This is a genomic window from Hamadaea sp., assembly GCF_013362815.1.
In the GTDB taxonomy this organism is placed as follows: domain Bacteria; phylum Actinomycetota; class Actinomycetes; order Mycobacteriales; family Micromonosporaceae; genus Hamadaea.
Map to the genome: position 1 here is coordinate 51,346 of NZ_JABFVK010000052.1, position 21,302 is coordinate 72,647.

At 69.8% G+C, this 21,302-nt stretch carries 21 protein-coding genes and 1 tRNA gene; 18 read left to right on the forward strand and 4 right to left on the reverse strand.

Going from position 1 to position 21,302, the window contains the following annotated elements; genetic code table 11:
- Positions 1 to 7 precede the first annotated feature (7 nt).
- The 4 genes from HOV77_RS23930 (at position 8) to HOV77_RS23945 (ending at position 4,070) form a co-directional block, all read left to right on the forward strand.
- Complete coding sequence (locus HOV77_RS23930) at positions 8 to 361, forward strand: VOC family protein (protein ID WP_290865266.1); 354 nt, start codon at positions 8 to 10, stop codon at positions 359 to 361.
- Positions 361 to 1,578, forward strand: coding sequence for a deoxyguanosinetriphosphate triphosphohydrolase (locus tag HOV77_RS23935; RefSeq protein WP_290865268.1), 1,218 nt, complete (start codon positions 361 to 363; stop codon positions 1,576 to 1,578). Before HOV77_RS23930 ends, HOV77_RS23935 begins: the two co-directional genes overlap by 1 nt.
- Positions 1,579 to 1,788: 210 nt before the next feature.
- The gene (gene dnaG, locus HOV77_RS23940; protein ID WP_290865270.1) at positions 1,789 to 3,645 is read left to right on the forward strand and encodes a DNA primase; all 1,857 of its coding nucleotides are present in this window, start codon (positions 1,789 to 1,791) and stop codon (positions 3,643 to 3,645) included.
- A complete protein-coding gene (locus HOV77_RS23945) occupies positions 3,645 to 4,070 on the forward strand; it encodes a hypothetical protein (protein ID WP_290865272.1) in 426 nt (141 codons plus the stop codon). The genes dnaG and HOV77_RS23945 overlap by 1 nt, the downstream gene beginning before the upstream one ends.
- Positions 4,071 to 4,152: 82 nt before the next feature.
- Here HOV77_RS23945 and HOV77_RS23950 read toward each other — a convergent pair whose 3' ends face one another.
- Entirely contained in the window at positions 4,153 to 5,142 is a 990-nt protein-coding gene (locus HOV77_RS23950; RefSeq protein WP_290865309.1) for a S1 family peptidase, read from the reverse strand.
- A gap of 240 nt (positions 5,143 to 5,382) precedes the next feature.
- Between HOV77_RS23950 and HOV77_RS23955 the strand changes: the two genes are divergently transcribed.
- From HOV77_RS23955 to HOV77_RS23970, 4 genes are all read left to right on the forward strand, one after another.
- The gene (locus HOV77_RS23955) at positions 5,383 to 6,312 is read left to right on the forward strand and encodes an ATP-binding cassette domain-containing protein (RefSeq protein ID WP_290865274.1); all 930 of its coding nucleotides are present in this window, start codon (positions 5,383 to 5,385) and stop codon (positions 6,310 to 6,312) included.
- 2 nt (positions 6,313 to 6,314) lie between these two features.
- On the forward strand, positions 6,315 to 7,082 hold the full coding sequence (locus HOV77_RS23960; protein WP_290865276.1) for an ABC transporter permease: 768 nt from the start codon (positions 6,315 to 6,317) through the stop codon (positions 7,080 to 7,082).
- A gap of 4 nt (positions 7,083 to 7,086) precedes the next feature.
- Entirely contained in the window at positions 7,087 to 7,905 is an 819-nt protein-coding gene (locus HOV77_RS23965) for an ABC transporter permease (RefSeq protein WP_290865278.1), read from the forward strand.
- A gap of 169 nt (positions 7,906 to 8,074) precedes the next feature.
- Positions 8,075 to 9,385 (forward strand): TIM barrel protein, encoded by a 1,311-nt coding sequence (locus tag HOV77_RS23970; protein ID WP_290865280.1) that lies wholly within the window; start codon positions 8,075 to 8,077, stop codon positions 9,383 to 9,385.
- 1 nt (position 9,386) lies between these two features.
- On the opposite strand, the gene HOV77_RS23975 is transcribed toward HOV77_RS23970, so the two are convergent.
- Positions 9,387 to 9,659, reverse strand: coding sequence for a YtxH domain-containing protein (locus HOV77_RS23975; RefSeq protein ID WP_290865282.1), 273 nt, complete (start codon positions 9,657 to 9,659; stop codon positions 9,387 to 9,389).
- A 261-nt stretch (positions 9,660 to 9,920) separates the two neighbouring features.
- Between HOV77_RS23975 and HOV77_RS23980 the strand changes: the two genes are divergently transcribed.
- The 10 genes from HOV77_RS23980 (at position 9,921) to HOV77_RS24025 (ending at position 19,234) form a co-directional block, all read left to right on the forward strand.
- Positions 9,921 to 9,996 (forward strand) — tRNA-Asn (locus tag HOV77_RS23980).
- Between the two features lie 109 nt (positions 9,997 to 10,105).
- Positions 10,106 to 10,471, forward strand: a complete 366-nt coding sequence (locus HOV77_RS23985; RefSeq protein WP_290865284.1) for a spore germination protein GerW family protein — start codon at positions 10,106 to 10,108, stop codon at positions 10,469 to 10,471.
- Between the two features lie 284 nt (positions 10,472 to 10,755).
- The gene (locus HOV77_RS23990) at positions 10,756 to 11,409 is read left to right on the forward strand and encodes a Crp/Fnr family transcriptional regulator (protein ID WP_290865286.1); all 654 of its coding nucleotides are present in this window, start codon (positions 10,756 to 10,758) and stop codon (positions 11,407 to 11,409) included.
- A 108-nt stretch (positions 11,410 to 11,517) separates the two neighbouring features.
- Entirely contained in the window at positions 11,518 to 12,276 is a 759-nt protein-coding gene (locus HOV77_RS23995; RefSeq protein WP_290865288.1) for a hypothetical protein, read from the forward strand.
- Positions 12,273 to 14,462 (forward strand): hypothetical protein, encoded by a 2,190-nt coding sequence (locus tag HOV77_RS24000; protein ID WP_290865290.1) that lies wholly within the window; start codon positions 12,273 to 12,275, stop codon positions 14,460 to 14,462. Before HOV77_RS23995 ends, HOV77_RS24000 begins: the two co-directional genes overlap by 4 nt.
- Before the next feature lie 31 nt (positions 14,463 to 14,493).
- Positions 14,494 to 15,657 (forward strand): hypothetical protein, encoded by a 1,164-nt coding sequence (locus HOV77_RS24005; protein WP_290865292.1) that lies wholly within the window; start codon positions 14,494 to 14,496, stop codon positions 15,655 to 15,657.
- The gene (locus HOV77_RS24010) at positions 15,654 to 16,910 is read left to right on the forward strand and encodes a protein phosphatase 2C domain-containing protein (protein WP_290865294.1); all 1,257 of its coding nucleotides are present in this window, start codon (positions 15,654 to 15,656) and stop codon (positions 16,908 to 16,910) included. Before HOV77_RS24005 ends, HOV77_RS24010 begins: the two co-directional genes overlap by 4 nt.
- Positions 16,907 to 18,034, forward strand: coding sequence for a hypothetical protein (locus tag HOV77_RS24015; protein ID WP_290865296.1), 1,128 nt, complete (start codon positions 16,907 to 16,909; stop codon positions 18,032 to 18,034). Before HOV77_RS24010 ends, HOV77_RS24015 begins: the two co-directional genes overlap by 4 nt.
- A 10-nt stretch (positions 18,035 to 18,044) precedes the next feature.
- Entirely contained in the window at positions 18,045 to 18,722 is a 678-nt protein-coding gene (locus HOV77_RS24020; protein ID WP_290865297.1) for a VWA domain-containing protein, read from the forward strand.
- Between the two features lie 20 nt (positions 18,723 to 18,742).
- Entirely contained in the window at positions 18,743 to 19,234 is a 492-nt protein-coding gene (locus tag HOV77_RS24025) for a Pycsar system effector family protein (protein WP_290865299.1), read from the forward strand.
- A gap of 9 nt (positions 19,235 to 19,243) precedes the next feature.
- Here HOV77_RS24025 and HOV77_RS24030 read toward each other — a convergent pair whose 3' ends face one another.
- On the reverse strand, positions 19,244 to 20,293 hold the full coding sequence (locus tag HOV77_RS24030) for a helix-turn-helix transcriptional regulator (RefSeq protein ID WP_290865301.1): 1,050 nt from the start codon (positions 20,291 to 20,293) through the stop codon (positions 19,244 to 19,246).
- 136 nt (positions 20,294 to 20,429) lie between these two features.
- Positions 20,430 to 21,302, reverse strand: an 873-nt coding sequence (locus HOV77_RS24035) for an NlpC/P60 family protein (protein ID WP_290865303.1), incomplete at its 5' end; no start/stop codon positions are given.

Here is a 21,302-nt window from a genome sequence, read left to right on the forward strand (position 1 = left end):
TGTATGGATGGGACTGCGGTGGTATGGCGTGGTTGTCGATGCGGCCGATCCGGCCAGGCTGGGCCGCTGGTGGGCCGAGGTGCTCGGCTACCCGATCCTCGACGAGCGTAACGGTGAACTGACCATCGGGCCCGACCTCGGCCTGCAATGCCTGCATTTCACGCCCGCCCACGAGGGTAAGGCCGGGAAGAACCGGCTGCACCTCGACCTGGTCCCGGACGACCAGGCCGCCGAGGTCGAGCGCCTGATCGACATGGGGGCCCGGCACGTCGACATCGGGCAAGGCAAGGTCAGCTGGGTCGTGCTCGCCGACCCGGAGGGCAACGAGTTCTGCGTACTGCGGGAGAAGGCCGAAGAGTAGTGACCGCGCGGGAGAGCGACGCCGACCGCTGGGTCGCCGAAGTCCGCAAGGACACCGGCGAGGAGCGCAACCCGTTCGAGCGCGACCGCGCCCGGGTGCTGCACTCGGCGGCCTTCCGTCGGCTGGCGGCCAAGACGCAGGTGCACACCGCCGGGTCCGACGACTTTCTGCGTACGCGGTTGACGCACTCGCTCGAGGTCGCGCAGATCGCCCGCGAGATGGGCGAGCGGCTCGGCTGCGATCCCGATGTGACCGACGTCGCGGGGCTGGCTCACGATCTCGGGCACCCGCCGTTCGGTCACAACGGCGAAGACGCGCTGGACGAGGTCGCCGCGGACTGCGGGGGATTCGAGGGCAACGCGCAGACACTGCGAGTGCTGACCCGGCTGGAGGCGAAGATCCCGGGGGCGGGACTCAACCTGACCCGGGCCTCCCTCGACGCGACCTGCAAATACCCCTGGCCCCGGCGGCCGGGCACCCGCAAGTTCGGGGTGTACGCCGACGACACGCCGATCTTCGACTGGCTGCGCTCGACCACACCGGACCCCGCCCGGCGCTGCCTGGAGGCGCAGGTCATGGACTGGGCCGACGATGTGGCGTACTCGGTGCACGACGTCGAGGACGGGATCTTCTCCGGCTTCGTGCTGGTGGGCCGGCTGATCGACGACGCCGACGAGCAGGCCGCCCTGTGTGCCGACGTGGCGGCGATCTACTCCGACGAACCCGCCGACGTCCTGCGGGAAGCGCTGGCCGAACTGCTCGCCGATCCCGTGCTGGCCCGGCTCTCGGCGTACGACGGATCGCATCGGGCGCAGGCGCTGCTCAAGGACAGCACCTCCGTGCTCACCGGCCGGTTCGTGGCCGCTGCGGTGACCGCTACGCGTCAGGCGTACCCGGGGAAGTCGAGCCGCTATGACGCGGACCTGGTCGTGCCCCGCTCGGCCCGGATCCGCTGCGCCCTGCTCAAGGGCCTCGCGCTGCGCTACGTCATGCGCCGGCGCGGCATGGAGCCCTGGTACGCCCGCCAGCGCGAGATCCTCGCGGACCTGGTCCGGGTGTTGTGCGAGCGCGCCCCGACCGAGCTGGACCCGGTGTTCGCTCCACTGTGGAAGGACGCCGCCGACGACGCCGCCCGGCTCCGGGTGGTCGTGGATCAGGTCGCCTCGCTGACCGACCCCGCCGCCGTCGCCTGGCACGCCCGCCTCCTCGGCCCCTGACCCACCCTCCTTCCCGTCACCCCACCCCTATCCCGTCACGCCACCCCCTTCCCGTCGCCCCCGCCTTTTCCGCGCGATCATGAACCTTCCGTCTTGATCGACCGGCGCGTCGTGTCCGGGAGACCCTGATCGTTCCCGCACAGGCCTGATCGACTCGCGCTCAATTCACGGACTCGGGCGTGGTGAACGACGTCGGTGGCTCGCCCTAGGATGGGAGGCATGGCCGGACGGATCCGCGACGAGGACATCGCGCTTGTGCGCGAGCGCACTTCCGTCGTCGACGTGATCTCCGAGCACGTGACGCTGAAGGGCGCGGGTGGGCGCAACCTGAAGGGGTTGTGCCCGTTCCATGACGAGAAGACCCCTTCGTTCACCGTGGCCGGCGACCGCAATGTCTACTTCTGTCACGGCTGTGGCAAGGGTGGCGACGCGATCAACTTCGTCATGGAGATCGACCACCTGCGGTTCACCGAGGCGGTCGAGAAGCTGGCGGCGCGGGCCGGCATCCAGCTGCGCTACATCGAGGGCGGGTCCGCCCCGGTCCGCCAGCAGCAGGGTCAACGGCAGCGGCTGATCGCCGCGCACGCCGCGGCCGCCAAGTTCTACGCGGAACAGCTCATGACGCCGGGCGCTCGCGCGGCCCGGGAGTTCCTCGCCCAACGGGGCTTCGACCGCACCGCCGCGGAGACCTATGGCTGCGGGTTCGCCCCCGACTCGTGGGACGCCCTCACCAAACATCTGCGGCAGCTCGGCTTCACCGCCGAGGAGCTGACCGTCGGCGGTCTGGCGAAGCCGGCCCGGTCGGGCAGCTTGATCGACCGGTTCCGGCGGCGGCTGATCTGGCCGATCCGCGAGACCGGTGGCGACGTCATCGGGTTCGGCGCGCGGAAGCTGTTCGACGATGACGACGGCCCGAAATACCTGAACACGCCGGAGACCCCGCTCTACAAGAAGTCGACCGTGCTCTACGGGATCGACCTGGCCAAGCGGGAGATCGGCAAGCGTGGCCAGGCCGTGGTGGTCGAGGGCTACACCGATGTGATGGCCTGCCACCTGGCGGGCGTACCGACTGCCGTGGCGACGTGTGGGACCGCCTTCGGCTCCGAGCACATCTCGGTGCTACGCCGGATGTTGATGGACACCGACACGTTCAAGGGCGAGATCATCTTCACCTTCGACGGCGACGCCGCCGGGCAGAAGGCCGCATTGCGGGCGTTCGCCGACGATCAGCGGTTCGTGGGGCAGACCTTCATCGCCGTCGGCCCGGACGGGATGGACCCGTGTGAGCTGCGGCTGGACAAGGGCGACACCGCCGTCCGCGATCTGGTGGCGAGCCGGGAGCGCCTGGTGTCGTTCGTTCTGCGTACGACGATCGCCGGGTTCGATCTCGACTCCGCCGAGGGCCGAGTCGGCGCGCTGCGTGCGGCGGCACCACTGGTGGCGCAGATCAAAGACCGGTCGCTGCGCCCCGAATACGGGCGCATTCTCGCCGGCAAGCTCGGCATGGAGGTCGAGGTCGTCCAGCGCGCGGTGAACTCCGCCGTCAAGGGCGAGCCGGTCGACGCCCGCCCGCCCCGGCCGCGGCTCAGCCCGGACGATCCGCAGATCCTGGTCGAGCGGGAGGCGCTCAAGCTCGCCATCCAGGTTCCGGCGCTGGCCGGGCACGTCTTCGACAACGCCGAAGCCGACTGCTACTCCGATCAACTGCACGTCCAGATCCGGCTGGCCATCGCGGCCGCCGGCGGCGCGGCCCGGGGCGTGTCCGGGCCGAACTGGATCGCGGCGATCACCGACGGCTGCGGTGACTTGATGGCGCAGTCGCTGGTCAACCAGCTCGCTGTCGAGGAACTGCGCTACGACGGCGACGCCGATCCGCACTACGTGACGGTCACGCTCGCGCGGTTGCAGCTCGCTGCGGTCGACCGCCGGGTGCACAACGTCAAGTCGAAGCTTCAGCGCATCAACCCGGTCACGCAGAAGGACGAGTATTTCGGGCTCTTCAGCGACCTCGTCTCATTGGAGACCACCGCTCGCGCCCTGCGCGACCAGGCATCGAGCGGGTTGTGATGGCGTTCTGGGCGCGGCGGATGCTGCCGAAGGCGTACCGGGAGTTGTTCGCCCCGGGGGAGCGGACCTTGGCCTGGGCGGCGCGGCCCGAAGGCAGCCTGGTCGTGGCCACCAACCTCGGGCTGTGGGTCGATCGGGCCCGGATCGGCTGGCACGAGATCACCAAGGCGGTGTGGGACGGCTCGACCCTGGTCGTCACGGTCAGCGAGATCGTCGACGACACCGCCGATCCGATCGTGGTCGCCGACTCCGCCCATCTGAAGCTCGTCCTAGTGGACCCGGGGCATCTGCCCAACCAGGTGCGGCTGCGGGTGACCGGCTCGATCGTGAGCTCCGAGGAGCAGCCTGACGGCTCTCGCCTAGTCGCGCGGCGGATGCCCGGCGTCGACGGCATCGCCGCGACGCGCTGGGTTCCGCACCGCTGACCGAGCGGTCCCAGGAGTAGTGCCTCACAGAGGTGTCCCCCGGAGCAGGGGGGAAGGCTCCGGGGGACGTTGGGTGTGAGGCTCAGTAGACGTGGACGCCGTACACCGAGAGCGGCTCGGTCACGGGCTGGAAGAACGTCGTCCCGCCCGAGGTGCAGTTGCCGCTGCCGCCGGAGGTGAGGCCGTAGGCGGTCGTGCCGTAGAAGAGCGAGCCGCCGCTGTCGCCGCCCTCGGCGCAGACCGTCGTCCGGATCAGGCCGTAGACGGTGCCTTCGGCGTAGTTGACGGTCGCGTTGAGCGCCGTCACCGATCCGCTGTGTACGCCGGTCGTGCTGCCACTACGCCGGACAGTCTGGCCTACGCTCGGCGTGGCCGCCGAGGCGATGTCCTGGCTGCCGCTGTAGAGGTACACCGAACCGGGGTGGCTGGTGTAGCTCGTCGAGTAGCGCACGATGCCGTAGTCGTTGCCCGGGAAGCTGGTGCCGGTCCTGGTGCCGAGCAGCGTCGTGTGCGACGAGTTGGCGTACCAGCTGCTGGCGATGTTGGTGCAGTGCCCGGCGGTGAGGAAGTAGTAGTTCCCCGCCGAGTCCTGCACGTTGAAGCCGAGCGAGCAGCGGTACTGGCCGCCGTAGATGGCCTGCCCGCCCGCGATCGTCTTGTGCAACGCGCCGGACAGGTACTCGACGCGTACGGCGTCGCCGTGGCGAGCGACCGCCGACGTGATCTTCGCGAGCGCCGCGCCCGTGACGGTCGGGTCGATCGAGACGACCACCTGACCGGTCGTGGGGTCGGTGGCCCACGCGGTGCCGGCTACCGTCGCGGTCGCGTTCAGATCCGCGGTGACGCCGGCGAGGTCGGCCGAACCGTGGCGGACCAGCTGGGCGATTCCGCCGGACCGGCGTACCTGGGTGGCGGCCGCTTCGTCGGTGACGCTCACGACGCTCTTGCCGGTGGTCTGGTCGATGTACGCCCCGGCGCTGCGCGCGCCCAGTCCGGCCGCGAGTGCTTCGGCGCGATCGGGGCCGAAGACCTGGCTCGGTGGGGCGGCGTGCGCCGACGGCGCGACGGCCAGCGCGAAGAGCAGGGCGGTAACCCCGCTCGCCAGGGCTGCCCTTCGGGTGGGGGGCCTGGAGTTGATCACAGTGACCTCCTGGGGGTCGGAGTTCGGTGATGCTCGATATTCTCACTCATCTGTTTGGAGGGCAAGGCATAGGGCGAAAGTCATCGATGAATTCGCGAAAGGTTGGCAGGTCGTAGCCGTTCGGTTCGTAATCCGGTTTCGAATGTCAGACCCGGCCAGTAGGGTCGGGCCGTGACTGATCAGTCCCTTATTCGCGCCCGCGGCCTGGTGAAACGCTTCGGTGACTTCACCGCGGTCGACGGCATCGACCTCGACGTCGCCCGGGGTGAGGCCTTCGGCTTCCTCGGCCCGAACGGAGCCGGCAAGAGCTCGACGATGCGGATGATCGGCTGCGTGTCGACGCCGACCGCCGGCGAGCTGAGCATTCTCGGCCTGGACCCGGTCAAGGACGGCACCCGCATCCGCAGCCGCCTCGGCGTCTGCCCACAGCTCGACAACCTCGACCCCGACCTCACCGTCCGGGAGAACCTGACCACCTACGCGCGCTACTTCGGGATCTCCCGGGCGGCCGCCAAGCAGCGCGCGCTGGAGCTGCTGGAGTTCGTGCAGCTCGCCGACCGGGCCGAGAGCAAGGTCGAGCCGCTGTCCGGCGGGATGAAACGGCGTCTGACGATCGCCCGGGCCATGGTCAACGAGCCCGAGCTGGTGCTGCTCGACGAGCCGACCACCGGGCTCGACCCGCAGGCGCGGCACCTGTTGTGGGAGCGGCTGTTCCGGCTGAAGCAGCAGGGCGTGACCCTCGTGCTGACCACGCACTACATGGATGAGGCCGAGCAGCTCTGCGACCGGCTCGTCGTCATGGACGCGGGCAAGATCGTGGCGGAGGGCTCGCCCCGGGCGCTCATCGAGACCTACTCGACCCGCGAGGTGGTCGAGCTGCGGTTCGGGGAGAGCCCGCTGGAAGGCTTCCGGGACAAGCTCGTCGGCATCGGGGAGCGGACCGACGTGCTGCCCGACCGGGTCCTGCTCTATGCGGACGACGGCGACGCGGCGGTCAACGAAGTGCACCGGCGCGAGCTGGCACCCAGTGGCGTACTGGTGCGGCGGTCCACCTTGGAGGACGTCTTCCTGCACCTCACCGGCCGGACGTTGGTGGACTGACCATGGCGCATCCGATGATGGCCACGCTGGAGCGGGAGCTGACCCTCTATCGGCGGCTCTGGCAGGCCTCGGTCTTCTCCTCGTTCCTGCTGCCCCTGTTGTTCGTGCTGAGCATCGGTGTCGGCGTGGGCAGCTACGTCGACGCCAACGGCGGCCTCGGCGGCGTCGACTATCTGAGCTACATCGCGCCCGGCGTCGTGATCACCACCGCCTTCCAGATCGGCATCGGCGAGTCGACCTTCCCGGTCCTCGGCGGGTTCAAGTGGACCCGGTCCTACCAGGCGATGCGGTCGGCACCCGTCGAGCCTTGGCACATGGTCGGCGGCCACCTGCTCTACCTGATGTTCCGTGGGGTCATCGCCACGATCGCGTTCTTGATCATCGTCGGGTCCTTCGGCGCGATGCATTCGTGGTGGGCTCCGGCGACCATTCCCGTCGCGGCGCTCGTCACCGTCTCGGTGGCAGGTCCGGTGACGGCGCTCGCCGCATCGATCGTGGACGACAGCTACTTCTCGCTGCTGTTCCGATTCGGCGTCATCCCGGCGACGCTCTTCTCCGGCGTGTTCTTCCCGGTCGATCAGCTGCCGGAGGTGGTCCGGCCACTGGCGTACGCGTCTCCGCTGTGGCACGGCGTCGTCTTGTCCCGCGAGGCGACCCTCGGCTGGCCCACCCCGTGGCCGACGTGGGTTCACGTCGCCTACCTGATCGTGTGGACGGCCATCGGCGTGGCCCTGGCGAACTGGCGTTTCCGCAAGCGGCTGGAGGACTGAAGCGATGGTCACGACACTGGTCGCCTCGGCGGTCACCCGGCCCGGCGTCGCCCCGGTGCGGGTCGGTGCGGTCGTCAACCGCAACATGGGCGCGCTGCGCTCGGGCGCGTCCTACTGGCTCGTGCTGATCTCCGGCTTCTTCGAGCCGGTGTTCTACCTGCTGTCGATCGGCATCGGCGTAGGGGCCTTGGTCGGCGACATAACGCTGGTCGACGGCCAGGTTCTGCCGTACGCGACGTTCGTCGCACCGGCGATGCTCGCGACCTCGGCGATGAACGGCGCGATGGCCGAGACGACGTTCAACTTCTTCTTCAAGTTCAAGTACGCCAAGACCTACGACGCCGTCCTGTCGACCCCGGTCCGGCCGATCGAGATCGCGCTGGGTGAGCTGGTCTGGGCGATGATGCGGGGCTCGGTCTACACGGCGGTGTTCCTCGGCGTCATGGTCGTCATGAAGCTGACGACGATCGGCTGGGCGCTGGCCGCGTTCCCGGCGACCATGCTGGTCGGGTTCGCCTTCGGCGCGGTCGGCATGATCTTCACGACGTTGATGCGGGGCTGGCAGGACTTCGACTTGATGGCGACGGCGCAGTTCGCCTTGTTCCTCTTCTCGGCGACCTTCGCCCCGATTCAGAACTACCCGGTCGTGTTCCAGTGGATCATCCAGCTGACCCCGCTCTACCACGCGGTGGAGATGGTCCGGGATCTCACCACCGGCCACCCCGACTGGGGGACGGCGGTGCACGCGCTCTACCTCGTGGTGATGATGGCCGTCGGGCTGTACTTCACCGGCCGTCGGCTGGAGCGGATGCTGCTCAAATAGGGGAGACCTGCGGGAACGTCATCGTTGGCACGAGGAACTGTCGTTGATCCGACAGTAAGCGGCGCCCGGCGTACGCGAGCATAAGATCTAGGGACCGGACGAACTCGACGTTCCGAAGTGGACATCGAGGCGCGTTCCGGCCGCTCGCGACGGGTCCTGGGGGTGGCTGATGCGCTTGCAGCATCGGGACGGCCAGACGGTCCATCTCGCCTACGGGACGAACGTGCGGCCGGCCAAGGACCTCCGGAGCATCCTCGCCCAACTGGACTCCGACGCCGTGCCCGTCCGCGAGGCGCTGGGGGTCGACTTGCTCGGCCTCGGACTGTGGCTGGCCGCGCCGGTGGCGTCGGCGCTGGCGGCCTCCTTCTCCATGCGGCGGCGGCTTCGGTCCGAGCTCTCCCTGCGCGGGCTGGAGGTGGTGACGCTCAACGGGTTTCCCTATCGGGACCCGGCCGGGCCCCACGACGGCCCGCCGCGAGGCGGAGTTTCCCAGGCAGCGGAGCCGGCTGACGCCGGCTCTTCGCCTGACTACCCTCCTGGCGGCTCGTCCATGAGGCTTCCCGGCACCCGCCTCAGCCCGGCCAAGCGGGCGGTCTACCGCCCGGACTGGACGCAACGGGAGCGATTGGAGTACACCCTCGATCTGGCTCGCGTCCTGTGCGATCTGATGCCCGACGACGCCGAGCGCGGCTCCGTTTCCACCGTGCCGGTCGCCTGGCGGGAACCCTGGGACGCCGCGCACGCCGACCGGGCCGACCGGCTCCTCGAAGACCTCGCGGACGGGCTCGCCGAGATCACCTGGCACACCGGGCGGCTCGTCCGGGTCGGCTTCGAACCCGAACCGGGCTGTCTCATCGAGACGAGCGCGCAGGCCGTCGAGCATCTCTCCGACGTCGACCCGACCTTCCTCGGGATCTGCCTCGACCTGGCTCACCTGGCGTGCGTGTGGGAGTCACCGGAAGGTGCGGTGCAGACCCTGCGGGAACATCGCCTGCAAGTGGTGAAGGTCCAGCTCTCGGCCGCTTTGGTCGTAGCGGATCCGGTGGCCGCCCGGCCGGCTCTGGAGAGCTTCGCCGAACCTCGGTTCCCCCACCCGACGCGGACGCCGTCCGGCAGCGGAACCGACGATCTCCCCGAAGCACTCGACGGAGACCTGTCCGGGCCTTGGCGCGTACACGTGCATGTGCCTTTGCACACTGAGCCGCCGGAGCCGCTGGCGACGACGTTGCCGGTCGCCCGCGCGGCATTGGCGGAATTGTTCGGGGGCGCGGAAGCGCTCACGGACCACGTGGAGGTGGAGACCGCCACCTGGGCCTACCGGTTGGCGCCGAGCCGGCTCAGCGCGGACGCGGCGGCCGAGGTCGAGTTCGCCCACGCCGAACTGGGTGACCTCGGACTGCGCGGCCCGGCGCCGAGGCCGGACCGCGCGACCCGGACCGCCCGGCGTGCAGCGGACGATCCGCAGGTGACGCACTGCTGAGTCAGCTAGCGAGCCGGCCCTGAGAGTTGGCGAGCTTTTTGTCGACCTTGTCGGCCGCCGAGTCGATCTTGTCGGCGGTCAGCCCGACCTTGTCCCGGGCGGTGTCCACGAGCCGGCTCGTCTGCGCCTGCACGACGCCTGCGGCTTCCTGGACGGTCGGGTTCTCCCAGATCTGCTTCGCGGTCCGCGCGATCTGGTCGTAGGTCTCCCGCCCGGCACGGGCGCCGAGCACGTAGCCGACGGCGACGCCGGCGACGAACCACATCTTGCCCATTGGTGTGCTCCCTCCTCCAAAATCTCTGTGGGCATGCTTCAGAAACACTGCCCGTTTCTGTCCCGGGATACACCTTCTTGGGAAGAGCGGACCGGCTTCCTGGGAAGATTGTCCCCTTTGACCGCCCGGATCGGCGCGCCGACCCCCCGACGGGGAGACACGTACGCGTCACCACATACCCGCTCGCGCAGCGGCCGGTGGGTTGTGTACTCTTGTGCAGTCGCCAGGGCGAGAGGTGATCCTCACCGTCCTGACCTGCGATCCCCGATAGCTCAATTGGCAGAGCAGCCGGCTGTTAACCGGCAGGTTCTTGGTTCGAGTCCAAGTCGGGGAGCCATTCCTCCAGTTAGCCGGTCGGACCCCGACCGGCTTTCATGTTTTTCTGCGATTGTGACTGCCCGGTGCGTTCCCGGCGGGTTGAGTGGAGGGGACAGAGGGGAGTCACCATGAGCCAGACCCTGGATACGGATGCACCCGTCCTCGAGAGCGTCCGGGAAATCCTCGACAACGCCCGAGCCGATCAGGTCTTCGGTGCGCCGATCTCGGAGAACGGTGTGACCGTTCTACCTGCCGCCAAGGTTCGCGGCGGAGGTGGCGGCGGCGGTGGCACCGGTCCGGACGAGCAGGGCAAGGGCAGCGGCGGCGGCGTCGGCCTGTCGTCCCGGGCGCTCGGCGTCTTCGTCATCCGGGACGGTCAGGTCAGCTGGCGGCCGGCGGTGGACGTCAACAAGATCGTGCTCGGTGGTCAGCTGGTCGTGATCGCCGCGCTGCTGCTCGCCCGCACGGTGCTTCGCCGGCGTTCGCGCGCCTGAGTCGAGCCTTCTCCCGAGCCGGTCGGATCTCCGACCGGCTCATTTCGATTCTGGTCATTTCGCCCCGGCGTCGACGCGGGTGGCTTTCGAGGGCCTCCGACCAGGCCGAACCGGTCGCACGAGAGTGCACGCTCGGTGACCGGATGGTCACCCCTCCACAGACGACGGACACTCGGTAGCGCCGAAAGCCGGTACTCCGAGGTTGGACAGGGCTTCCGCCGGATGGAAAGGCTTCCAACAATGGCAGGCATGAAACGTGGGCCAGCCATGGACGGGAGCCGCCGGTGATCGAATCGGCCGCGCTCTCTCCCGAAACGCTGCACGACCTGCGGCAAGCGGGACGGCTGGTCACCTATCCCCGAAACAGGGTCATCTTCCACGAGGGCGATGAGTCGACGCACGTCCTGCTGGTCGAGGAGGGCGAGGTGAAGGTGACGGTGACGTCCGAGACCGGCTATGTCTGCCTGCTGGCCATCCGCGGGGCGGGCGAACTGCTCGGCGAATTCGGCGTCATCGACGACAGTCCGCGAGCCGCCACGGCGACGACCCTGACCGCGGTCAGCGCCGTCTTCATCCCCGCGGCGCGGTTCCAGGCCCTGATGGCCCAGGCCAACGTCTCGGGCGATCTGGTACGCATCGTAACCAGCCGAGTCCGGGAATCCGACCGGTGGCGGCTGCAGTTCGGCGCGTACCCGGCGACCGAGCGAATCGTCCGGGTGCTGGTCGAGCGGGCCCAGCGGCAGCAGCCGGACGACGGCCGAGGGCCGAACCGGACGGTCTCCATCTATCAGCAGGATCTGGCGGGCGCGGCCGGGACTTCGCGAGAGTCGGTCGCCCGCACGGTTCGCGCCCTCAAACGCCTCAAAGCCATCCGTACGCACCAGGGCAGCATCACGATCACGGACATGGACGTCCTGACCCGCCTGTTAAGCCCCTGACATTCGCCGTCAGGTTGTGTCACCTGACATATGCCTCTTGCTCGAACCGGCGCAGCGTCTTCTGCGTTCGGCAGCTGACGGCTGCCCAGACTCACCCCGAGGAGAGCCATGAACCTCCCGTTGCACATGTCCATAGTGGCCTTCGACATCGAGAGCTACGGCCGGCGAACCGAATCCGAGCAGCGCGAGCTGCGGACCGCCATGTACGCCGTCGCCCGGGAAGCGCTGACGGCGACCGGCCTGGACTGGGACGACTGCGTCCTCCTGGACCGGGGTGACTCGCTGCTCGCCCTGTGCCCGCCGTCGTGCTCGCCCGTCTTGCTCGTCGACACCTTCACCGAGACGTTGACCCGGGCGCTGACCGACCGGGCCGGGCAGCCGGGCGTACCGGTGATGCGGTTGCGCCTGTCCATCAACGTGGGACTGGCGACTCCGGACGAGAACGGCTGGGTCGGCAACGCGATCAACGCCACGTGCCGCCTGCTCGACCTGCCGATGCTGAGGACGGTGCTCGCCGCCGCAGACCGGGCGCCGCTGGCGCTGATCCTGTCGGAGGAGCTTTACCAGGCAACCGTCGCCCAGCGGCATACGCGTCTCGTTCCGGAGGCTTGCCGGGCCGTCCCGGTCGCGATGAAGGAACTCAAGACGCAGGGCTGGATCTCGGTGCCCGGCTATGCGACGCCGCCTGGGATCACCGACGACGCGGTCGAGAACGCGGCTCAGGAGGAGCTCGGCCCGGCGTCGCCGTCGCTGGCGTCGATGCAGGCCGAGGGCGCGATCTTCACCGGCTCGGTCTCGGTGGGCAACGGCGGCCGGCTCGCCGGTCGCGACTTCATCGAGAACCCGCCGGCGGGAGGCACGCGATGACTGAGCCGAGTACACCACCACCGCCGAAGCCCCCGTCGACTCCGACGCCAGCCGAGGGCAGCGGTCAGGCCCGCGACTTCAAGCAGGTCGCGCAGGACATCGAGGACGGTGGTCAGACGCCGGGCGCCATCACGCTCACCAACCGGATGCGGCGTACGGCGGGTGCGGTGTTCACCGGCTCGGTCGGCGTACAGGGCGGGGGCCAGCTGGCCGGGCGGGATTTCTTCAACGTCCACATCGGAGGGGAAGCCGACGTCACCGTGCTCCCCGTCGGCTCCGGTGAGCTGGCCGAACTCGACCATTACGTCGAGCCGTCCGCGCTCGCGCACAGCCGGGGCGTCGTCCGGGCGGTACGCGTGGCGATCCTCAAGGGGGAGACCGGGGACGGCCGTGGCTTGACCGCGCTGAAGCTGCTCGTCGACTGCGGCGTACGCCGAGTCTTCCGCGTCGTCTCCTTCGACCACTTGCAGCGGCTCAAGCCCGACGACGTCACGGCCAACGCCGGGTACCTGCTGACCGACGTCACTGACGCACAGGCCCGCTCGCTCACCGGGGTCCTGCTCGGTGGCGTCGAGGCGATGCTCGAGGCGGTCGACGCGCGGATGATCCTCACCGTCGACGCCGCAGCGGTCATCACCGACACCGCCGTCCTCAACCGCACTATCCCGTTAGGACAGCGGCCGGACGCGTACGCGGTGGTCGAGAGCCGGCTGCAGGCTCTCGTCGGGGTGGACGTCGCCCGGACCATGCTGGCCGATCCCGACCTCGACCAGGTTCTCCGAGGGCTGCTGGCGGCCGGGGGCAAGGGAATGGCGTACGCCGCCCGGCTGGCCCGGCTGTGCGCCGAGGAGCGCGCCAGTGGCGCCGTCGCGGCGGAGGTACGCCGACGCGCCGCCCAACAAGAGAACGACGACTTCGAGGGCTGGTTCGACGATCTGCCCTCGGACGACCTGCGGTACCAGGCGGTCAGCCTCGCCTCGTTCCACGGGCTGTCCTACAGCGTCGTCGCACGGCAGTCCGACATCCTGCGGCAGACCGCTTCCCGCCCCGAGATCGCCGGCGGGATGACGGTGATGACCGACATGCAGACCGTTCAGCGGAACATCTTCGGGGACGGGCGCTCGCGCCGCCTGAGGCAGTTGCGGGCGGCCATCTCGATCGGCCAGGTGCCGACGATGCACGGCGACGTACCGACCGAGATCGTGAGCTTCGTCGACGACCGCTACCCCGAGGCGTTGCTGTCGCGCGTCTGGCACGAGTTCGACGAACTCCGGGGGTCGCTGTTGGGCTGGCTCCGCCGGGCCGGTGGTGATCCCGACGCCACGATCCGCATCTGGGCTGCGCAGACCGTCGGGCTGCTGGCCCGCTACGACTTCACCGAAGTGCTCCACTCGGTGATCCTGCCGTGGGCCGGCCACGACGACTGGGCGCGGCAGGAGGCGGCGGCCTTCGCGTTGGAGGGTCCGGCCGCCGGCGCGCTGCGGGCTCAGGTCGCGAGCCTCGTCCGGTCGTGGTCCCGGCCGGAGGCGGGCCGGGCGTTCAACCTGACCGCCGCCCGGGCGTACGGGGCGAGCGTCGGGCGTACCGACCCGCAACAGGCCTTGGTACAGCTGGAGAGCCTGATCGACGATGACGACTACGAGGTCGTCGTCGCGGTGGCGCGCAGCCTGGCCGACCTCGTGGATCACGACTCGGACCTCGCGCCGGAGGTCTTGGCGGCGTTGGAGCGCTGGGTCGGCGGCCGGGCCTCTCTGGCGATGCGCCGCAGCGGCCAGCTGGCCTTCCTGGTAGTGGCGGGCGAGACCAACGCGCCGGTGGCCACCGAGGGTGACGTCACCCGGGGCGGCCCGCTGCTGCTCGCGCTCGCCGACAGCGACCGGCGGCACCGCGACGCCGTGGCGATGTTGTGGCGCACCGTCTTCAACGGCAACGCCGTGCACGACGCCGCTCGCACGGTGTGGCGGGAATGGGCGATCGCCGTCGACGCCGATCCCCGGCGCTGCTTCGCCTTGGGCCAGCTCGCCGCCGCTATCGCCGACGATCCGCGGCTCGCCTCCCTGGGCGACCGCACCGCGCGAATCCTGCTTGTCATGGCCGACTCCTGGGAGGCCACCTCCGAACAGCGTCCACCGGTCGCGCCGAACGCGGCCCGGGCGGTCCGCAACCGCCTCCGCGCCGGCCGCTGACCACCCGAAACCACATCGAACGGAGACTGCAATGTCCATCCCGACCACCAACCCCCACGCACCGGGCCAGCTCATCCTGCTCCGTGAGGAGCTCGGGCCGCAGTCGGACGGCCGCCGTCCGCTCGCGGCCGGGGCGACCGCGATCTACGCGACCCGGAGCAACTCCTATGTCCAGGTCGGACGTGCCTTGTACGCCATGGAGCACCGGATGCGCGGCTACCGCGTCCGCTTCGACGTGAGTCTGGCCGACCACGAGTTCAACAGCGTCGACGTGTCGGCCTGGCTTACGAGCTTGCGCGACGAAGTCCGATTCAGCGGCAAGATCAACTTCGGTTTCCGCGTGGTGAACCCGGTCGAGATCGTGCAGCGGAACATCGTCAACGGCTACCAGCGGGTGTTGTCCCGGTTGCAGACCCGGCTCGTCTCGATCAGCAGCACCTACGACGTCGAGCAGTACGCCGCCGTGCAGGCCGAGATGAACCGGCTGACCGACCGGGGGCCGATCGACATCGGTGACGGGATCCAGATCTACCACTTCTTCGCCCAGATCGTCCGGGACACCGCCGCGCTCGACGCCGGTCTGAAGGCGCGCATGGCGACCCAGGCGGTCAAGGTCGCCCGGGCCGAGCACGAGCTGGCCCGGGTCGTGCAGCAGGGCGAACGCGTACTGGAGCGCCAGGAGATGGACGCATTGCAGACCGCGCTCAGCGGCAACCTCGGCCCGCTGCTGCTCGTGCTGACCCGCAACAAGGACCGCGTCTACGACATCTTCAAGGAGATCTCGGCGAGCCGGACGGCCAGCCGTCAGCAGGGACTCGATCTGCTGAAGCAGTTGATCGACAACGACTTGTTGCAGGATGTCGACGTCGAGGTGATCCGTGAGCAGCTGCTGCGGACCTCCGAGGACGCCACGCGGTTCGGCGCGGGCGGCCTCGACGAGATCCTCAGTGGACACCCGATGCCCCAGCTCACGGCGGGCGGCCAGCCGGACGTCACGGGCACCCTCGTGCCGCCGAACGCGCAGCAGCCGGCGATTCCGCAGCAGCCGGCCGGACCGGCGCAGGCTGCCCCGGCCGCTGCAGGTGCGCATGCCGCGCCTGACCCGACCACCCCGGCGAACGGATCCGGCCCGTCCGACGACGGCTCGCACGTCACCAACTGGGCACCCCGGGGACAGTCGGGCAGCGCATCGTGAACCAGCTCATCCGGGCGTGCCGGGCGGTGTTCCAGTTCTTCGCCGCCGACTCGCGCGACCTTGTACGCAGCCCGGGGCGGCGGGGAGCGGCCCCCGCCCCGACCCGCCGCGACCCGGTTCCACCGGAGCGGCAGCCAGCCGACCGGCAGCCGGCGTCCGAACGACAGCCGACGCCCGACCGGCAGCCGGAGTCCGCCGGCGCGACCCGGCCGGACCGGCCGTGGGCGGCGGTAAAGGACCGGCAGACGGCGGCCGAACCGGCGGACGTGTGGAACGACACGGCCGCGCAGGACTGGCCCCGGCCGTCGGCTGTCGTTCGGGCACAGGCTGCCTCTCCGGTGTACGGGTTGGACGCCGGACCTAATCAGCCCGACGACGCCGCCCCAGACCCGGACCCCGTAGTGCCGACACCGCCCAGACTGGGCGAGCCTTCCAAGCTGACGGGCCTGCCCTGGGAACTGCCGACCAGCCCCGCCCAGCCCGGTGTGGCCGCCGACGAAGCGCGCCTCGGAACGATCGAGGTCCGAGCGGCGTCGGTTGTCGGGCCCGGCCATCGGCACGCCGAGGAACGACTTCCGCGCCAGGACGCGTACCGGCTGGGGCGTACGCACGACGGCGAGTACCTGATCGCCGCCGTGGCCGACGGAGTGGGCACGGCGGCTCGGGCCGACCTCGGCGCGACCGTCGCCGTCACCACCGCGGTCACCTACCTCAAGGAACGGCTCGACCACGGCACAGCGCCGGCCCTGCTCGACGGGGAGGAGCTGTTCACCTACGTCGCCGGGGCGATCGCGGATCAGGCGCGTCAGCGGGGGATCGCCACGACCGACGTCGCCACGACTCTGCTGGTAGCCGTCGTGGGTACGCGACCAGGCGTCCGGGACGCATGGGTCGCCGCAGTCGGCGACTCGCCCGCGTTTCGCCGTCGCCATGACGGCTGGCTGCAGATCGCCGGTGACACCAAGGAGAGCGGCGACAACCGGGTGGACGGATTCCTGCCGCACCGGCCGGGCTCGGTGCGGGTGGCCCTGGCCCGGCTGGCACCTGGGGACGTGCTTGCGCTGGTCAGCGACGGGGTGGGCGATCCGATCGCCAAGTTCCCGTCGGTGGCGACGTGGTTCGCTCGGCGATGGCGTACGCCGTCGTCCGCGATGTCGCTGGTGCTCGACGTCTGCTTCGAGTTGCGGGCGGCGCAGGACGACCGGACCGCCGTCGTCCTGTGGATCGATCCGGTGCAGGTGAGACGGCCATGACGGGGTATCCGCCGATCGTCGAGCTGGCCGACCTCGGCCCGCTCGGTCCCAGCATCGTCGGGCCCAACGCGGGCGGGGAGAGCATCGGCATCCAGACCCTCGACGACGATCCGGAGATGCTGGCCAAGCTCTACAACCCCCGTCGGCTGGCCCGCCCGGACATCGGCGCGCTCGACCGTCTCGTCGGGCTGCCCGAGCACCTCGGGGCCGACGGCGTACGCCTGCGGTCGACGACTTCCTGGCCCCGGTCGCGGATCGTGTCCGGTGGCCGGACGATCGGCGTACTGATCCCGGCGGCCCCCAAGGCGATGGCAGCCGAGGTGCAGTCACCGATCACCGGCAAGGGCGAGACGAGGCTGATCGAGGTCGACCTCCTCGCGAAGCCGGACGAGTACATCGCCCGGCGGGGACTCCCGGCTCCCGGCCTCCTCGATCGGCTGACCGTCTGCCGGCAGCTGGCCGCAGTCGGCGCCATCCTCTCCGGTAACGGCGTCGTGTACGCCGACTGGTCCTACGCCAACACCTTCTGGGGCCCGCACGACAACACCGTCTTCGTGATCGACGTCGACAGCTGCTCCTTCGGATCACGCGGGCACGTGCAGACGGTCGGCTTCGAGGACCCGCTCACGCCGATCGGCGTACGCGTCGACGCCGCCACGGATCAGTATCGGCTCGCCCTGCTCATCGCCCGGTGCCTGACCGGGATGCGCGAGCGCGACGAGGTGATCGACGAGTTGTCGTCGATCGATCCGTGGCTGCACGGCGCTCGCGACGTACTCGTCGACATCCTCACCTCCACCGATCGCGGACGGCGTCTGCCACTCCGCCGGCTGGCCGACGTGCTCGATCAGGCGTCACCCGACCGATCAAGCACTGTGGACGGAGCCAATGTGACGAAATGGCGACCGCGCGGCGGCCCGCCGGCCCAACGCGGCCACGTCACGGTCGGCAGCTCATCGGTCCAGGCGCCCAGTGCCGTCAAGACGAATCAAATGGCCCGGACCCCACCCACGCAGGCCCGCCGCAGCCCGCTCACCACCCGATCCTGGAACCTTCCGAACGCCGCCGCCTGGACTCCGCCGAAGAAGGGCTTTTGGCGGCGGCTGCTCGACCGCTGGAACTGAAAGGTCTGCCATGACGTACCCCGGCACCACGCCCGCCTCCGACTGCCTGCCGACCTACATCGTGCTGGACACGTCGGGGTCGATGAACCCGCACGTCGCTTCGCTCAACAAGACCCTGGAAGTGGTCGTCGACTCGGTGGCCGACAGCCCCCGGGTCGCCGAGTTCGCGCACATCAGCATCATCAGCTTCAACACCCGCGCGCATCTGATCCTGCCGTTGACCGACGTGCAGGGGCTGACGAGCATCCCCGAGGTCGGCTGCGGCGGCGAGACGAACTACGGCGAGGCCTTCCGGATGGTGAAGGAGCGGATCAACGTCGACGTGCCGGAGCTGCGGCACCAGGGCCGGACGGTGTTGCGGCCGACCGTCTTCATGCTCACCGACGGCGGCCCGACCGACGACGACTGGCAGGAGTCCTTCGCCGAGCTCGTCGACGACAGCTGGAGCCGGCGGCCGCATGTGGTGACCTTCGGCTTCGGCGACGCCAACGCCGGTGTCCTGAGCCAGATCTCCACCAAGATGGCGTTCCTGGCCAAGGACGCGTACGCCGGCAACACCGCCATCACCAACTTCCTCGGCGAGTTGCTGCGTACGCTGATCAAGAGCAGCAGCACGGGAAACGTGGAGCTGCCGACCGAGGTCGAGGGATTCAAGACGGTCAGCCTGCCCCGGGAGTACATGGAATGACGTCCGGCTATCCTCTCGGCGTGACGAACCCCGCGCAGTCCGATGGCCGAGTCGACTTCGCCTGGCGGGTCCACGAGGCGCACGAGGCCTGGGTCAACCGCGCCGACGCCAAGGCCTCGATCCTCATCGCGATTCAGGGCGCGCTCATCGTCGCGACGATGACGATGTCGCCCGGTCCCACCGGATGGGGTCGCGTACTGGGCATCGGGCTGCTGCTGCTCGCACTCGGGGTGGCGGCGGTCGCCGTCGCGCCGATCCTCGGGCAGCGGGCGCAGCTGCGGCGGTCGGCGACGGACAACCTGATCTACTTCGGACACGTCCGGCACTTGGACTTCGAGACGCTCCGGCAACGGTTGCACGACGTCGACGCGGATCAGGAGCTCGCGATGATCGCCCGTCAGCTGACCCGGCTCAGCCGGATCAGCTGGGTGAAGCACTCGCTGCTGCAGGCTTCGGTCGTCGTCATGGCGCTCGGCATCCTCGTGCTCGCGGTGGCGCTGCTCACGGTGTGAGCCCGCCGCTCACGGGTACGCGCACGCGGCCTTGCTCGCGGCGGCGTACTCCGAAGTGCTGAGGGTCGCCGATTGAGCCGCTCCCGGGAAGCGCCGCGCGTCGATCAGCCCGGTCGGGCCGTCGCCGCCGAAACAGGCGGCGGCGGCCACCACCACTTGTTCGCCGGGGGCCACCGTGATCGAGGTGCTGAACTTCTCGGTCAGCCCGAGCGCCCGCCATCCGCCGGTCGAGCGGCGGACGGCGAAGCCGACGATCTCCAGGTTGCCGCCGCTCGCGGTCGCCTTGAGCCCGCCCGATTTCGCGTTGTCGGCCGTCAGCACCAGGGCGATGCCGTCCGGGACCGGCCGCCCCTTCGCGCAGGCGACCGGCGTCAACGCCGCCGGCGGATTGCCGTGGACCAGCGCCGACGGGACGACCTTGCCGTCGGGGAGTACGAACCACCGGACGTCGGGGGTGCCTCCGGTCACGTCGCGCACACGCTGCCCGACGCAGAATCCGGTGAACCCGAGCGTGCATCCACTCGGGACGGTGGAGAGCACCGGATCAGTGAGCGTGGCAGCTGCGCGTACCGGTGCGCCTTCGCCGTAAGTCACCGCGGTGAAGGTGCGGTGCGAGGGCATGGCCGGGCAGCCGCTCGCGTCGGCTGAGGGCGGGGGGTCACCGAGCGTGAGCACGATCGCGGCCGCCGCCACGACCAGCGCGAGCGAACCGCCGAGTGCGAGCGGCCACCAGTGTCGACGTGCCGGCACGACGGGCGGCTCTGGCTCTGCGCCGGGTTCCGCTTCGGGGCCCGCGAGATCGCGGTCGAGCTGCTCCCAGCGGCGACGCCAGGCTTCGACGTCGCCCGAGCAGGCTCCCACGTACGCTTCGACGACATCCAGGGACGGTTTGCGGAGGCCGGCGGCCGCCTCGGACAGGGTCGTGGGACTGTATCCGGCGGCTTTGGCCAGCGAGCGATAGGTGGGGTTGCCCGCCTCGATCCGGACCTTGCGAAGGTCGTACGCGAAGGACTGGAGCGGACCGGCGAGCGGATCGACCGGATTCTCCTGACGCGCCACGGCGTCCCTCCCCTCCGACCGGCATTCGGAAGGGATCATCGTGCCCAGCCTCCAGCGCTTCGTCAAGCCGGTGAGCAGCGCACTGTGGATAACCCGGAGACCATCCACAGTGCACTCATCCGGTCACGGACCGGGGTCAGCCGAGGACGCGGACGACCGAGGCGTGCGAGCCGTACACCGAGGTCTGGTGGACGCTCGCGGAACCCCGCGGCGGCGCGGCCTCCAGCATCTGGTTGTCGCCGAGGTAGATCGCGACGTGGACGCTCACTCCGCCGGAGAACCAGAAGATCAGGTCGCCCGGTTTGCGCTGGCTGTACGGCAGGATTCGGCCGGAACCCCACTGGCTGCCGGTGTTCGGGCCGATGTCGACGCCCGCCCCGACCCAGTACGCGTACAGCGTGTAACCGGAGCAGTCGAAGCCGTAGCGGTTGTAGTCGATGTGACCACCCGGGCTGGGGGAGCTGATCCCGCACGACGGTCCGCCCCTGCCACCGCCGCCCCAGGAGTAGGACAGGCCCTTGCCGGTCATGGCCTTGGCCGCCGCGATCACCCGGGCCACCTTCTGGGCCGAGGTGCCGGAGGTCGAGCCGCGCGGGCCGCTGATCCGGCCGTGGCCGTCCCGGCAGTCCCCGTAGTTCGAACCGGTCCCGGTGCCTGTGGACGGGCCGCCGGTCGGCTTGTCGTCGTCACACCGCGGCATGTCCGAGAGGAATCCGTCGGTGCCCGTCTTCAGGTAGTAGTCGGCGACCCAGAGGTTGTCGCTCGTCTTGTCCCAGATATAGGACCCGTACGCGTACGCGCCGTAGGCCTGGCACACCACCCGGACTTTGCTGCCGGCGGCGTACGTCTTGACTTCGGTGGACGATGTCGACTTCGTCTTGCGCCCGGCGAGGTCCACCTTGGCGGGGAAACTGGCGCCGCCGGTCGCGGCCGCCGTCGGGCTGGGTGCGGCCACCGGAGTCCCCGCGCACTTCGGTACGCCCGGCGTGAAGGTGTCGAACCCGGTCTT